Annotated in this window: 15 protein-coding genes; 5 read left to right on the forward strand and 10 right to left on the reverse strand. The window is 69.9% G+C overall.

All coding sequences use genetic code 11. From position 1 onward, the window contains the following. A partial coding sequence (locus ACWEF6_RS22115) for an FAD-dependent monooxygenase (RefSeq protein ID WP_449684685.1) occupies nt 1-862 on the forward strand: 862 nt, incomplete at its 5' end. Here ACWEF6_RS22115 and ACWEF6_RS22120 read toward each other — a convergent pair. The 3 genes from ACWEF6_RS22120 to nhaA are packed head-to-tail and all read right to left on the reverse strand — an operon-like array spanning nt 849 to nt 3498. Next, nucleotides 849-1775 (reverse strand): alpha/beta fold hydrolase, encoded by a 927-nt coding sequence (locus tag ACWEF6_RS22120; protein WP_449684686.1) that lies wholly within the window; start codon nt 1773-1775, stop codon nt 849-851. The two genes, ACWEF6_RS22115 and ACWEF6_RS22120, sit on opposite strands and share 14 nt — an antisense overlap. A gap of 4 nt (nt 1776-1779) precedes the next feature. Next, nucleotides 1780-2268 carry a phage holin family protein gene (locus tag ACWEF6_RS22125; RefSeq protein WP_310969179.1) on the reverse strand — a complete coding sequence of 163 codons (489 nt, stop codon included), beginning with the start codon at nt 2266-2268 and terminating at the stop codon, nt 1780-1782. 42 nt (nt 2269-2310) lie between these two features. Beyond that, entirely contained in the window at nt 2311-3498 is a 1188-nt protein-coding gene (nhaA, locus tag ACWEF6_RS22130) for a Na+/H+ antiporter NhaA (RefSeq protein WP_449684687.1), read from the reverse strand. Between the two features lie 189 nt (nt 3499-3687). On the opposite strand from nhaA, the gene ACWEF6_RS22135 reads away from it, so the two are divergent. Continuing rightward, on the forward strand, nt 3688-5145 hold the full coding sequence (locus ACWEF6_RS22135) for a peptide MFS transporter (protein ID WP_449684688.1): 1458 nt from the start codon (nt 3688-3690) through the stop codon (nt 5143-5145). On the opposite strand, the gene ACWEF6_RS22140 is transcribed toward ACWEF6_RS22135, so the two are convergent. Next, a complete protein-coding gene (locus ACWEF6_RS22140) occupies nt 5142-5870 on the reverse strand; it encodes a VIT1/CCC1 transporter family protein (protein WP_310969175.1) in 729 nt (242 codons plus the stop codon). The two genes, ACWEF6_RS22135 and ACWEF6_RS22140, sit on opposite strands and share 4 nt — an antisense overlap. Nucleotides 5871-6000: 130 nt before the next feature. Between ACWEF6_RS22140 and ACWEF6_RS22145 the strand changes: the two genes are divergently transcribed. Continuing rightward, nucleotides 6001-6342, forward strand: coding sequence for a cupin domain-containing protein (locus ACWEF6_RS22145; protein WP_449684689.1), 342 nt, complete (start codon nt 6001-6003; stop codon nt 6340-6342). 156 nt (nt 6343-6498) lie between these two features. Here ACWEF6_RS22145 and ACWEF6_RS22150 read toward each other — a convergent pair whose 3' ends face one another. The 3 genes from ACWEF6_RS22150 to ACWEF6_RS22160 form a co-directional block, all read right to left on the reverse strand. After that, nucleotides 6499-6984: a DUF6319 family protein gene (locus ACWEF6_RS22150; RefSeq protein WP_191312656.1), complete on the reverse strand. Its 486-nt coding sequence runs from the start codon at nt 6982-6984 to the stop codon at nt 6499-6501. 143 nt (nt 6985-7127) lie between these two features. Next, a complete protein-coding gene (gene acs, locus ACWEF6_RS22155; RefSeq protein ID WP_449684690.1) occupies nt 7128-9110 on the reverse strand; it encodes an acetate--CoA ligase in 1983 nt (660 codons plus the stop codon). Between the two features lie 100 nt (nt 9111-9210). Then, on the reverse strand, nt 9211-9813 hold the full coding sequence (locus ACWEF6_RS22160) for a GNAT family N-acetyltransferase (protein WP_449684691.1): 603 nt from the start codon (nt 9811-9813) through the stop codon (nt 9211-9213). A 113-nt stretch (nt 9814-9926) separates the two neighbouring features. On the opposite strand from ACWEF6_RS22160, the gene ACWEF6_RS22165 reads away from it, so the two are divergent. Both ACWEF6_RS22165 and ACWEF6_RS22170 read left to right on the forward strand, forming a co-directional pair. Beyond that, nucleotides 9927-10424, forward strand: a complete 498-nt coding sequence (locus ACWEF6_RS22165) for a phosphoribosyltransferase (RefSeq protein WP_191312649.1) — start codon at nt 9927-9929, stop codon at nt 10422-10424. Further along, complete coding sequence (locus tag ACWEF6_RS22170; protein ID WP_449684692.1) at nt 10421-11143, forward strand: oxidoreductase; 723 nt, start codon at nt 10421-10423, stop codon at nt 11141-11143. Before ACWEF6_RS22165 ends, ACWEF6_RS22170 begins: the two co-directional genes overlap by 4 nt. Here ACWEF6_RS22170 and ACWEF6_RS22175 read toward each other — a convergent pair. From ACWEF6_RS22175 to ACWEF6_RS22185, 3 genes are read right to left on the reverse strand one after another with little or no spacing between them, the layout of a single operon-like run. Further along, the gene (locus tag ACWEF6_RS22175; protein ID WP_449684693.1) at nt 11140-12231 is read right to left on the reverse strand and encodes a HoxN/HupN/NixA family nickel/cobalt transporter; all 1092 of its coding nucleotides are present in this window, start codon (nt 12229-12231) and stop codon (nt 11140-11142) included. The genes ACWEF6_RS22170 and ACWEF6_RS22175 overlap by 4 nt on opposite strands. Nucleotides 12232-12283: 52 nt before the next feature. Beyond that, nucleotides 12284-13213: an N-acetylmuramic acid 6-phosphate etherase gene (locus ACWEF6_RS22180; RefSeq protein WP_449684694.1), complete on the reverse strand. Its 930-nt coding sequence runs from the start codon at nt 13211-13213 to the stop codon at nt 12284-12286. A gap of 23 nt (nt 13214-13236) precedes the next feature. Further along, nucleotides 13237-14238, reverse strand: a complete 1002-nt coding sequence (locus ACWEF6_RS22185) for a MurR/RpiR family transcriptional regulator (RefSeq protein WP_449684695.1) — start codon at nt 14236-14238, stop codon at nt 13237-13239. Between the last annotated feature and the right edge of the window lie 112 nt (nt 14239-14350).

Raw genomic sequence — 14350 nt, forward strand, 5'->3', positions numbered from 1 at the left:
CGTCGTCGCGCTGCTGCTGGACGCACCCAATGTGGCGTTCGGTGCGTCCAACGCACCGAACGCCACATTGGGCGCGCTGGACGCAACCAACGCCACATTGGGGCGCTTGCTACCGCCCGGCGTCGAGTACGTCTTCGGCGACTCGATCACCGCCCTCACCGAGGAGGCGCACGGCGTGCGCGTCGAGTTCGAGCACGGCGGCTTCCGGACGTTCGACCTGGTCGTCGGGGCGGACGGCCTGCACTCGGCGGTGCGGCGGCTCGCGTTCGGCCCGGAAGCGGACTTCACCCGGCACCTCGGGCAGTACCTGGCGATCTTCCCGACGGCCAACTTCCTCGGTCTCGAGGACTGGCAGATCTGGTTCCGGCACGAGCACACCGGAGGCGTGGTCTACCCGGTGCGGGAGAACACCGAACTCCGGGTGACCCTCGGCTTCGGCTCGGAACCGCTGCCACGCATGGCCGTTCCGGAGCAGAAGCGGCTGGTCGCCGAGCGTCTCGGCGGGGTCGGCTGGGAGGTGCCGAAGCTCCTCGAAGCGATGGCCGCCGCGGACGTCTTCTACTTCGACGCCATGGCCCAGATCCACCTCGACCGCTGGTCTTCGGGCCGGGTCGTGCTGCTCGGCGACGCCGGATATTGCGCGTCGGCGCTGTCCGGGCAGGGGACGAGCCTCGCGCTGGTCGGCGCGTACGTCCTCGCGCAGGAACTCGGCCGGGCTCCTCGCGAAGAGGCCTTCGCGGCTTACGAACGGCGGATGCGGCCGTTCGTCGCGGTGAACCAGGCCCTGGCCACGGAGAACCTCGAAGGGCCGGCGTCGGAGGAGTCGGTGGAGCGGGCGAAGAACGCCATCAGTCTCGCTTGAGGAAGCCCGCCAGGGCCGCCGACGTGCGGTCCGGCACCTCGAGGTGGGGGAAGTGCCCGACGTCCGGCCAGATCTCCGGCTCGGTGTGCGGGCCCGCCCAGCGCGTCGACGACGTCGCCGTTTCGGGGAGGATGCAGGTGTCGTCGGCGCCGTGCAGCTGCAGCGTCGGCGCCGCGATCCGGGCGCCGACCGCGTCGGTGAACCGGCGGCCTTCGCCGCGGAACTGGGCGCGGAAGGCCCACCGGTAGTACTCGAGCGCGCTGTGCGCGACCCCGGGCACGAGCATCGCCTGCCGGAACGCCTCGACGCTGCCGGTGAAGTCCGAAGTGGACCGCCAGCGGCGCCCGGCCCAGCCGCCGAACAGGTCCTCGACGGCCTGGGCGTCGTCCTTCACCAGCCACTTCTCCGGCGCCATCGGCACCTGGAAGCGGAAGAGGTGCCCGGCCGCCCGGCCCTGGCCGCGCCACGGCCGGGCCGCGCCCGAGCGCAGGGCGAGCGGGTGGGCCGCGCCGATCGCCGTCACCGAGGACACCAGCCGCGGGTGCAGTGCCGCGACCGTCCAGGCGAGCATGCCGCCCCAGGCGTGCCCGACGAGGTGGGCGCGGCGCGCCCCGAGCGACTTGATCAGGCCGCCGACGTCACCGGCCAGCGTCCAGGCGTCGTAGCCGCGGGGTGGCTTGTCCGAGTCGCCGTAGCCGCGCAGGTCGACGGCGACCGCGCGGAACCCGGCGTCGGCCAGGGCGCTCAGCTGGTGGTGCCAGGTCCACCAGAACTCGGCGAACCCGTGCAGCAGCACCACGACCGGCCCGTCCCCGAGTTCGGCGACGTGCAGGCGGATGCCGTTCGCGGACACGTCGCGGTGGACCCACGGGCCGTCGAGCCGGACGATCGACGGGTCGGGGGACGCGTGCAACGACTCAGTCGCGCGTGGTCACGCCGGCTTCGGGCGCGCGCTGCGGCTTGAGCGCGGCGGCGGTCTCCTTGACGCTGGCGATGGTCCGCTCCGGTGCCTTGAACTTCTTCACCTTGCGGTAGCCCAGGAAGCCGGCCGCGCCCGCGACGAGCAGCATCAGGACGAACACGATGCCGAACGCGATCCAGCGGTACCGCACCCACTCGGCCAGCCCCTCGGCCGCGAAGAAGAACAGGAAGAACGTGCTGTACAGGAAGACCGTCAGCGCGATCAGGAAGAAGACGGCCCCCTTGAGGCCCTTCTTCACCTCGCCGACCAGCTCGGACTTCGCCAGCTCCATCTCGGCCCTGACCAGGGTGGAGATGTGCTGGGTCGCGTCGCCGACCAGCCGGCCGATCGACTGGTCGCCGGGGACGTCGGAGGCGGAGGACAGCGGGAGGTAAGGCACGGCCCCCACGCCGTCGGGGGTGCGTTCGTGTTTGGGGCTGCTCACCGGGTCATCGTGCCATGTGTCCCGAAACCGGGCGCGGCGGACTCACAGTGTGTCGGAGATTCGCGCATGAACCTTGCTACGACGGAGTAGCAAGGCCGCCGCCAGCAGGGACGCTGCCGCCGACGCGATCAGCACCGCCGCCTTCGCCAGCTCGCTCGTCTCACCCGGCAACGCGAGCTCCGCGATCAGCAGGCTCACCGTGAACCCGACCCCGCCGAGCACGGACAACGCGGCGATGTCCCGCCAGCCCATCCCGCGCGGCTTCTCCGCCAGCCGCAGCTTCACGGCGAGCAGGCTGGCCCCGAGGATGCCGACGACCTTGCCCCCGAGCAGCCCGGCGAGCACCGCGAGCGGCAACGCCGTGGTGAACACCGCGCCGAGCGCGTCGGCGTTGACCGAGATCCCGGCCGCGAACAGCGCGAACACCGGTACGGCGACGGCCGCCGACCACGGCTGGAGCCGGTGTTCCAGGCGCAGCGCGGGGGCCTCGGCCTCGCCCTCGTCGGCGCGGACGCGGGTGAGCAGGCCCAGCGCGACGCCGGCGATCGTGGCGTGGATGCCCGCCGAGTGCACCGCGACCCAGGTGATCAGCGCCAGCGGGACGTACAGCCACGGCGTCCGGACGCGGCGGTGCTGCAGGAACGCGTAGAGGGCGAGCGCGACAACGGCCACGGCCACGGCGACCAGGTCGAAGCCCGTCGTGAACAGCACGGCGATGACGATGATCGCGCCGAGGTCGTCCACCACGGCCAGGGACAGCAGGAAGACCCGCGCGCTCGACGGCAGGTTCGACGCCGTCAGCGCGAGCACGCCGAGCGCGAACGCGATGTCCGTGGCGACCGGGATCGCCCAGGCCCGTTCGATGCCCGGCGTCCCCCAGCCCACGGACAGGGCGACGAGCGCGGGCACGATCATGCCGCCGAGCGCGGCGACGACCGGCAGGATCGCCTGCTTGAACCGGGACAGCTCGCCGATGACGAGCTCGCGCTTGAGTTCCAGCCCGGCGACGAAGAAGAACAGGGCGAGCAGGCCGTCCTTCGCCCAGTCGCCGATCGTCAGGTCCAGGTGCAGGAATTCCGGGCCGAGCCGGAAGTCGCGTAGCGCGTGGTAGCTGTCCCGCAGCGGCGAATTGGCCCAGAGCAGCGCGACGGCCGTGGCGCCGAGCAGGATCAGCCCGCCGGTCGTTTCGGTGCGCAGGTACCGGGCGAATTCGCTGAACGGGCGGGTCATCGGGGCGGCTCCAGGGGTCGCTGATCACTGTTGCCGACCAGGCTTCCCGGCGCACCGTGGTCCGATTTTACCAGCCCTTTGTCACCCATTGTCATGACCGCTGTCACACGGGGTGCCGGTGGTGGGTAACCAGCTGGACTCTTAGCATGCGAAACGACAACGAAGTCCCTAGACAAAGGAAGACGAGTTGTGAGCACCTCAACCGAGGTCCAGCAGGACACGAGGTTCTTCGGGCACCCACGAGGACTGGCGAACCTCTTCGGCGTCGAGATGTGGGAGCGGTTCTCCTACTACGGGATGCTCGGCATCCTGCCGATCTACCTCTACTACCAGGTCGAGCAGGGCGGGCTGGGCCTCGCGCAGGAGTCCGCGCTCGGCATCGTCGGCGCGTACGGCGGCCTGGTGTACCTCTCGGCCGTCATCGGCGCGTGGGTGGCCGACCGCCTCCTCGGCTCCGAGCGGACGCTGTTCTACAGCGCCGTGCTGATCATGATCGGGCACATCAGCCTGGCGCTGCTGCCGGGCCTGGCCGGCATCGGTGTCGGCCTCGTGTGCGTCGCGGTCGGCAGCGGCGGGCTGAAGTCCAACGCGACGGCGATCGTCGGCACGCTCTACGCCGAAGGCGACGAACGGCGCGACGCGGGCTTCACGATCTTCTACATGGGCGTCAACCTCGGTGGCTTCGTCGGCCCGCTGCTGACCGGCCTGGCCCAGACGGAGGTCGGCTTCCACCTCGGGTTCGGCCTCGCCGCGATCGGCATGGCGCTCGGCCTGACGCAGTACACGTTCGGCCGCAAGAACCTCGGCGACAAGGCGAAAGAGGTGCCGAACCCGCTGCCGTCGTCGCAGCGCGCGCTGGCCATCGGTGCCGCCGTCCTGCTGGTGGCCGCGGTGGTGACCCTGGTCGTCACCGGTGTCGTCAACCCGAACAACCTCGCCGACGTCGTCGTGTGGGTGGTCGGCGTGATCTCGGTGATCTACTTCCTGGTCATCCTGACCAGCGGCAAGATCACCGCCGTCGAGCGCAGCCGGGTGTTCTCCTTCATCCCGATGTTCATCGCCAGCGCGGTGTTCTTCTCGCTGTACCAGCAGCAGTTCACGGTCGTCGCGGCCTACACCGACCAGCGGCTGGACCGGGACCTGTTCGGCTGGGTGATGCCGGTGTCCTGGGTCAACTCGATCAACCCGGTGTTCATCATCGTCTTCGCCCCGGTGCTGGCGGCGCTGTGGACGAAGCTCGGCGAGCGGCAGCCGTCGACGCCGATGAAGTTCGTCCTCGGCACGGTGCTGATGGGCGCCGCGTTCCTGCTGTTCCTGCCGATGGTGGGCAGCGGCAAGAACGCGAGCCCGATCCTCGCGATGGTCGGCATCCTGTTCGTGTTCACGATCGCCGAGCTGTGCCTGTCCCCGGTGGGGCTGTCGCTGTCGACGAAGCTCGCGCCCGAAGCGTTCCGGACGCAGATGGTGGCGCTGAACTTCCTGTCGATCTCGTTCGGCACGGCGATGTCCGGCAAGCTGGCCGAGTACTACTCGGTCGACGACGAAGCGCCGTACTTCAGCACGGTCGGTTTGGTCGCCATCGGGGTCGGCGTGCTGCTGTTCCTGGGCATCCCGTTCATCCGCAAGCTGATGAAGGGCGTGCACTAGCCCACGGTGACCCCGAAGACGACGCCGACGAAGTAGGTCACGACCATGGTGAGGGCGCCGACGCCGACGTTGCGGACGATCGCGCGCCCCACGTTCGCGTCGCCGAGCCTGGCGCTGACGTACCCCGTCAGCGTCAGGCCGACGACGACCGCGGCCGCGCACGCCCACACCCGCAGGGAGACACCGGCCCAGGCGATGGACAGGATCGGCAGCAGCGCGCCGATGGAGAAAGCGAGCAGCGACGCCCACGCGGCCTGCCACGGGCTGGTCAGGTTGTCCGGGTCGATGCCGAGCTCGGCTTCCGCGTGCGCCTGCAGGGCGTCCTTTTCGGTCAGTTCGCGGGCGACCTGGCTCGCGAGGTCCGGCGAGAGCCCCTTTTCCTGGTAGATCTCGGCGAGCTCGCGCTCCTCGGCCTCCGGCATCGTCTTCAGTTCCTGCTTTTCGAGCCGGAGCAGCGCCTGTTCGGTGTCGCGCTGGGTGCTGACGGAAACGTATTCCCCGCCGGCCATGGAAAAGGCGCCGGCGACGAGCCCGGCGATTCCGGCGGTGAGGATCGTCGTGCTTTCCGTGGTCGCCCCGGCCACGCCGACGACGATGCCGGCGACGGACACGATGCCGTCGTTCGCCCCGAGCACCCCGGCCCGCAGCCAGTTCAGTTTCCCGCCCACGCCCTGGTGTGGTTCGTGCGTGTGCTCCACGGCGTCACCGTCGATCGTTTCGGTCACGAGAACAGTGAAACACGAACGCGGAATCGTGGCGAGACCTGCCTTTTTTGTCAGGTCCGCCTAAATAACACATGCCTTACCTAAGCCGGTCCAGTGTGGACTCTCAGCTGCGCTGGGTCATGATGGGCGGATGGAAGAGCAGGTGTGGCAGCCGCTGGTCACGGTGGAGGGCTTGCCCTTGCTGGGCGGCGAGGGCCGCTTCCGGCTGCTGGAGCGAGCGGCGACCGGCCTGGCCTACTTGATCCACTACCCGGCGGGCGTGGCCTCGCCACCACACGCGCACGACCACGACTCGATCGTCTACGTGCTGTCGGGCCGCCTGCGGGGCGCGGTGGAGGGCGTCGAGGCCGTCCTCGAGCCGGGCGATTCGGTCGTACACCCACGCGGGGCAACCCACCACGTCGAGGCGCTGACGGACGCGATGTGGGTCGAGTTCAAGTCACCCCTGCCGGCCCGCCCACCGATCGCCTGAAGCGCCCCAATGTGGCGTTCGGTGCGTCAGATGCACCCAATGTGGCGTTCGGTGCGTTGAACGCAACCAACGCCACATTGGGGCGCTTGGAGCCGGTCGGAAAAGCGGAAACGCCCGGCCCGCGCGAGGCGGACCGGGCGTCTCCTGGAGTGAAGCTCAGGCGTCCAGCTCGGCGAGGGCCTGCTTGGCCTTCTCGAGCTCGGCCTCCAGCGCGGCGACCTTCGCGGCCTGCGCCTCGCGGGCCTGGTTGATCACCTCGTCGATCGGGCCGGACAGGTCGCTGTGCAGCTCCTTCGCCGCCCGCGAGACCGCCGCGGCCGGGATCTCGAGGCCCTTCGCGACCCACTTCGAGCCGTTCTTCAGCTCGGCCTGCCACTCGCCGTCGGCGGTGCCGGTGACCGTGAGGGTCAGTTCGACCGTGCGGGTCTTCTTCGCCGTCGACGCCGTCGCCGCGCCCTTCGGGCGGCCGCGCTTCGGCTTCGGGGCCTCCTCGGCGGCGGGCTCGGGCGAGTCCTCCGAGGGGGCCGGGGACGCCGACTCGGTGACGGCCGCCTCGTCGGCGGAAACCTCCGAAGCCGGAACCGGAGCGGAAACCGGAGCCGAAGCCGTTTCCTCGTCGTGCGTCAGGACATCCACGGTCATCGTCGTGTCGTCTCCTTGCCCGGGAAGGGGGTGTGGTTCGCGGCACAGCGTAGAACATGCGTTCGACTCGTGCCACTCGGGGGTGTCATGACAGAGCCCTCCCGGCGCGAAGCCGGAAGGGCTCTGACGGGGAGAACGCTAGCTCACTCCTCCGACTTGCCCGACTTCAGGCCCGACGAGATCAGGTCCATCACCGACGAGTCGGCCAGCGTGGTGACGTCGCCGACCTGCCGGTTCTCCGCGACGTCGCGCAGCAGGCGGCGCATGATCTTGCCCGAGCGCGTCTTCGGCAGCTCCGGCACGACCATGATCTGCCGCGGCTTCGCGATCGGCCCGATCTCCTTCGCGACGTGGTTGCGGAGCGCCTGGATGGCCTCTTCGCCGCCGTCGACGGCGTTGCCGCGCAGGATCACGAACGCGACGATGCCCTGGCCGGTCGTCGGGTCGGTCGCGCCGACGACCGCGGCCTCGGCCACCGTCGGGTGCGAGACCAGCGCCGACTCGACCTCGGTCGTCGAGATCCGGTGGCCGGACACGTTCATCACGTCGTCGACGCGGCCCAGCAGCCAGACGTCGCCGTCGTTGTCGTACTTCGCGCCGTCGCCGGCGAAGTAGAAGCCCTGGTCCTTGAAGCGCGACCAGTACGTGTCGCGGAAGCGCTCCTCGTCGCCCCAGACGCCGCGCAGCATCGACGGCCACGGCTTGTCGAGCACCAGGTACCCGCCACCGCCGGGCCCGACCTCGACACCCTGGTCATCGACGACCTTCGCGGAGATGCCTGGCAGCGCCTTCTGTGCCGAGCCCGGCTTGGTCGAGGTGACGCCCGGCAGCGGCGAGATCATGATCGCGCCGGTTTCGGTCTGCCACCACGTGTCGACGATCGGCGTCTGGCCCGCGCCGATGTTCTCGCGGTACCAGATCCACGCCTCCGGGTTGATCGGCTCGCCGACCGAACCCAGCACGCGCAGCGACGACAGGTCGTACTTCTCCGGGATCTCCGCGCCCCACTTCATGAACGTGCGGATCAGCGTCGGGGCGGTGTAGTAGAGGGAGACCTTGTACTTCTGGACGATCTCCCAGTGCCGCCCCTCGTGCGGGGTGTTCGGCGTGCCTTCGTAGACGACCTGCGTGACGCGGTTCGCGAGCGGGCCGTAGACGATGTAGCTGTGGCCGGTGATCCAGCCGATGTCCGCGGTGCACCAGTAGACGTCCTCGCCGGCCTTGTGGTCGAAGACGTTGTGGTGCGTGTACGCGGTCTGCGTCAGGTAGCCGCCCGAAGTGTGCAGGATGCCCTTCGGCTTCCCGGTCGTCCCGGACGTGTAGAGGATGAACAGCGGGTGCTCGCTGTCGAAGGCTTCGGGAGTGTGCTCTTCGGACTGTCCGTCGACGAGCTCGTGCCACCAGAGGTCGCGGCCGTCGGTCCACGGGACGTCGCCCTCGAGCTTGTCGCCCGTGCGCTTGACGACGATGACCTTCTCGACGGTCTCGGCGCCGTCGAGCGCTTCGTCGACGTTGGCCTTCATCGGCGCGGCCTTGCCGCGGCGGAACTGGCCGTCGGAGGTGATCACGATCTTCGCGGCGGCGTCGTCGACGCGGGCCCGCAGCGCCGTCGGCGAGAAGCCGCCGAAGACGACGTTGTGCAGCGCGCCGATCCTCGCGCACGCGAGCATCGCGAAGATGGCCTCGGGGACCATCTGCAGCTGGATCGCCACGACGTCGCCGGCCGTGACGCCCAGCGACGCGAGTGCGTTGGCAGCCTTGGAAACTTCGGTCTTCAGCTCGGCGTAGGTGATGTCCCGGGTGTCGCCCGGCTCGCCGACCCAGTGGATCGCGACCTGGTCGCCGTGGCCGGACTCGACGTGCCGGTCGACGCAGTTGTAGGCGACGTTCAGCTTGCCGCCGACGAACCACTTCGCGAAGGGCGCATTGGTCCAGTCCAGTACCGTGGTCCACTTCGTGTCCCACGTGAGCCGCTCGGCCTGCTTGGCCCAGAACGCTTCGCGGTCGGCGTCCGCCTCGGCGTAGAGATCGGCCTTCGCATTGGCCTGGCCAGCGAATTCGTCACTGGGCGGGAAGGTGCGGCTCTCGGTGAGCAGGTTGTCCAGGGCTGGGGACTGCTCGGTCATGGTTGCAAGGCCTCCTGTAGTGCGCCGACATGACGGCTAGCGGCACGCTAGCGACGTTAGTCCGCCTTGTAAAAGGTTGCACCCACGTTGGCCGCCCGGTTCACCGTGCCAGGCGAGCCCCGGTGACTAAGCGTTCGTTCAGCCGAGCCTTCGCGGCCGGCCACTCCGGCGCGAGCATCGAGTAGAGGACGGTGTCGCGCGACGACCCGTCCGGCCGGATCCGGTGCGCGCGCAGGATGCCTTCGCGAAGCGCGCCAAGCCGCTCGATGGCGCGTTGCGAGCGAAGGTTCCGGATGTCCGTCTCCCACGCGACCCGTTGCGCGCCAAGGGTTTCGAACGCGTGCGTGAGCAGGAGCAGCTTCGACTCGGTGTTCAGCCCGGTGCGCTGCCAGTCCGCGCCGATCCACGTGTGGCCGATCGACAGGATCCGGTGCTTCTCGACGACCTGGTAGTACGACGTCGTCCCGGCGACCCGGCCGGAGGGGACGTCGATCTGCGCGAACGCCCGGCGATCGGGGTCGGCGAGCGCCTGCTCGACCAGCCGCTCGGCCGCGGGGAGGTCCCGCGGCTGCCGGCTGCTCAGCCACGCCCAGATGCCCGGGTCGGCGCCGGCTTCCAGGAGGCCCTTGGCGTGCTCGGGGGACAGCGGCTCCAGGCGGACGTGCTCGCCGGACAGGGTCGGTCGGGTGTTCCAGTCGGTCACGCGACCACGGTAGATCGGCCAGTGGCTGCCCAGCAGGGCCAATTTCTGATCATTTTCAGAGGCCACTTGCGGGTTGCCTATGCTCGGCGGACCACGACGGAAGGGCGGGCTCGATGGCCGAAGAGCGGGAAGAGCTGAGCTGGGAGCTGTTCGGCACGGCGAGCCGTGAACTGGCTCACACCATCGCCGAAGACGGCTTCGCGCCGGACCTCATCCTCTCCATCGCCCGCGGCGGCCTGTTCGTGGCGGGCGCGCTCGGCTACGCGCTCGACGTCAAGAACCTGCACGTGATGAACGTCGAGTTCTACACCGGCGTCGACCAGCGCCTCGACCTGCCGGTGATGCTGCCGCCGGTGCCCAACGTCGTCGACCTGACGAGCAAGAAGGTGCTGATCGCCGACGACGTCGCCGACACCGGCGCCACGCTCAAGCTGGTCCGCGACTTCTGCCTCGAGCACGTCGCCGAGGTCCGCTCGGCCGTCGTCTACGAGAAGCCGCATTCGACGGTGAAGTGCGAGTACGTCTGGCGGCACACCGACCGCTGGATCAACTTCCCGTGGTCGGTCCTGCCGCCCGTGGTCACCCGCGAAGGACAGGTGCTCGACGCATGAGCGACCCCTTGAAGCCCCTCCTCGACCTCGAAGGCGTCGCGGCGGCGGCGAAGTCCGCGCAGGACGCGGTATTTGCGGTCCACCGCCTCCCGGCGAATCTCCGCGGCGGCGCGGCGACGGCGGCGGAAGCGTCCGTGCGCGCCGCCCGCGCGTCGGCCGGCATCGAAGGCGCGAACCCGGAACTGCCCCTCGACGGCGCGGTCGCCGACCCGGTCCTCGCGGGCGCGCTGCGCGTCGCGGAGACCCTGGAGTCGCTGCTGCCGACGTGGCGCCGGGCGCCGCTGCAAGCGTTGGCGCGCCTGCACGTCCTGGCCGCGGCGGACCTCGTCGAAGACCTCGACGCGTTGGGGCGCCCGCACTCCGGCGGCGGCCGGCTGGAGCTGCTGGCCCAGCTGGTGACCGGGGCGACGTCGGTGCCGGGCCCGGTCCTGACGGCGGTCGTCCACGGGGAACTGCTGGCGCTCAAGCCGTTCGGCAGCGCGGACGGCGTCGTCGCGCGAGCGGCCGCCCGGCTGACGATGGTGGCGACGGGCCTGGACCCGAAGTCGTTGAGCGTGCCCGAAGTGACGTTCTTCCGCCGGGTCCCGCGTTACCTCGAAGCGGCCGAGGGATTCGCGAGCGGGACGCCCGAGGGCGTACGCGAGTGGCTGCTCTTCTGCTGCGAAGCGTTCGAAGCCGGTGCGAGGGAAGCGAAGAGCATCTCGGACGCCGCTTCCTAACCGGACAGCTTCGCCGACCACTTCTCTTCGATCCGCCCGAACCGCCACACCGCCAGCGCGACGGCCCACGTCAGCACGAACAGCCCGACGATCCCGAACCCGACGTAGTCCAGGTTCACCGAGGCGATCGCGGCGAGCGGCCCGGACGTGATGTCCAGCTTTTCGGCGAGGATCGACACCAGCTCGATCGTCCCGATGAGCAGCGCCACCGCGACCGACAGCGCCGTCACCGTGATGTTGTAGAAGATCTTGCGCACCGGCTTCGCGAACGCCCAGCCGTAGGCGAAGTTCATGAAACAGCCGTCCACGGTGTCGAACAGGCTCATCCCGGCCGCGAACAGGATCGGCAGCACGAGGATCGCGTACCAGGGCAGCGCGAACGTCGCCGCGCCCGCGGCCAGCACGAGCAGGCCGATTTCGGTCGCCGTGTCGAAGCCCAGCCCGAACAGCAGCCCGACCGGGTAGATGTGCCACGGCTTGCGCACGGCCTTCGTCGCGCCGCGCAGCAGGCGGTTCATGACGCCGCGGTTGGCCAGCTGGTGTTCCAGCGCGGCTTCGTCGAACTCGCCGCGGCGCATCTGCCGGAACACCCGCAGGATCCCGACGAGCACCACCAGGTTGAGGATCGCGATCACGTACAGGAACACCCCGGACACCGACGTCCCGATCACGCCGGTCGCCTGGTGCAGCGCCGACGAGTCGTCCTCGACCTGCCCGGCCAGCGCGCGGACGCCCAGCGACAGCAGCAGGCACAGCACGAACACGATCGTCGAGTGCCCGAGGGAGAACCAGAACCCGACCGACAGCGGCCGCTGGCCGTCGCCCATCAGCTTGCGGGTCGTGTTGTCGATCGCGGCGATGTGGTCGGCGTCGAACGCGTGCCGCATGCCGAGCGTGAACGCCGTGACGCCCAGCCCGATCCCGAACACGCCGGACGTGCCCAGCGCGTAGTGGTGCGGCGCGACGAACGCCGTGAGCACGCCCCAGCCCACGACGTTCAGCAGCAGGATGACTCCGCCCATCCCGCCGATCGACACCCACTCGCGACGCGACAGCCTGCGCCGCGAGTCCTCGTCCGTGCCCGCCATCGCCACCTGCCCTTCCTCATCTGAGAGGTTAGACAGATGAACAGGTGAAGATCTAGCTTGCTCGCACCCTGAGGTTGTCCAACGCCTTGCGCACGTGCCCGCCCGACGCGTGCAGAGCCTTCGCGGCGCTCTTGACGTCCTCGCCGGACAGCAAGTGCACCAGCGCCACCTTGAGGTCGCCCCCGGCCTCGGTGAGCGCGTCCGAGCAGTCCGCCATCGTCATGCCGGTGGCTTCCTGCAGGATCCGGATGGTCCGGCCGCGCAGCTTCGCGTTCGTCGCCCGCATGCTGACCATCAGGTTGGAGTAGGTCCGGCCCAGCTTGATCATCGTCGCCGTGGAGAACGACGTCAGGATCATCTTCTGCGCCGTGCCCGCCTTCATCCGGGTCGAGCCGGCGATCGCCTCCGGACCGGTGTCGACGGCGATGAGCACGTCCACCCCGGCCGGCTTCGCGGCCTTGGCGTTGCCCGAGACCAGCCCGGTCCGGGCACCCTGGCGGGACGCCGCCAGCAGCGCACCCAGCACGTACGGCGTCCTGCCCGACGCCGTCAAGCCCAGCACGAAGTCGCCGGGCTGCACCATCGCGGCCATCTCGGCGGCCCCCGCCGCCGAGTCGTCCTCCGCGTTTTCGACGGCGTGCCGCAGCGCGCGCTCGCCGCCGGCGTGGTGCGCGATGAACCAGTCGCCCGGCACGTTGAACGTCGGCACCAGCTCGGCCGCGTCCAAGGTGGCCAGCCGCCCGGACGTGCCCGCGCCGACGTAGTGCACCCGGCCCCCGGCCCGCAGGGCGTCCACCGCGTGGTCCACCGCGCGCGCCACCTGGGGCAGCACCGCGGCCACGGCACCGGGGACCGTGCGGTCCTCGGCGTTGATCGCGCCCAGGATCCCCGCGGTGGACATCAGGTCGATGTCCTTGGTGCGGGGATTGCGGGTCTCGGTCGGCGAATCGACGTGCACCGCCTGCACGGGGACGGTCATCATGCGCCTCACAGTTTCTCCGGTCATTACTTGCCGGTTTCCCGCGGACGGCGACGACCGTCCGGCCTGACCCCCAAGCGGTGCGAGCCGACTGCGTCCCTGGTCGCGTCCAGCGCGCTGACCGACGCGTCCATGTGCCGCTGCGCGACCCCGATGAACAGGCAGTCGATGACGGTGAGCTGGGCGATCCGGCTCGCCGTCGCTCCCGAACGGAACGTGGTTTCCCGGGCCGCGGTCGTCAAAACATGATCGGCGACCTCGGTGATCGGGGACCGCGGGAAGTTCGTCACGGCGATGGTGATCGCGCCGTGCTCGCGCGCCACGCGCAGTGCCTCGACGGTGTCGGTGGTCGCGCCGGTGTGCGAGACGCCGATCGCGACGTCACCGGGGCTCAGCACCGCGGCCGAGGTGAGCATGATGTGCGTGTCCGACCACGCGAAGCACACGCGGCCGATGCGGTGCAGCTTCTGCTGCAGGTCGGCGGCGACGAACGCGCTGGCGCCCACGCCGTAGACGTCCACGCGGCCGGCGTTCGCGACGACCTCGATCACCCGCTCGAGGGTGGCGACCTCGAGCTGGTCGGCCGTCTCCTCGACGGCACGGGCGTCGGCGAAGCTGACCTTGCCGATCACGGCGGCCAGGTCGTCCTCCGGGCCGATCTCGCCGCCGAGGTTGCGCGTGGTGCGCGCCTCGGTGCGCGCGGTGTCCGCGGCCAGCGCGATGCGCAGCTGCGGGTACCCGCCGACCCCGACGGCCTTGCAGAACCGGGTCACCGTGGTCTCGCTCGTGTTGGCGGCCAGGGCCACCTCGGTGATACTGCGCCGCGCCACCGACGCGGGGTCTTCCAGCACCACCTTGGCCACGCGCTGTTCGGCGCGGGCCAGGCCGGGGAGCAGGGACCGGATCCGCACCAGCGGGCTGGAGTCGGCGTCCCGCACGGCCGTCTGGACCGATACGGCCTCGGACGGTGCCGTGCCGACTACGGATTCGGTATCACTCACCGTCGGAAAGTTACTAACCGTTGGCATCTGCGACAAGGCTACCCACACCCTTCGGTCGGATCGCAACCCGTCCGTGTCTGCGGATCTGGATTTGCGATTAATCACTGACCAGAAAGTCGCCAACCAGGTCGACCTTGTT

The sequence above is a fragment of the Amycolatopsis sp. NPDC004772 genome, assembly GCF_053601215.1.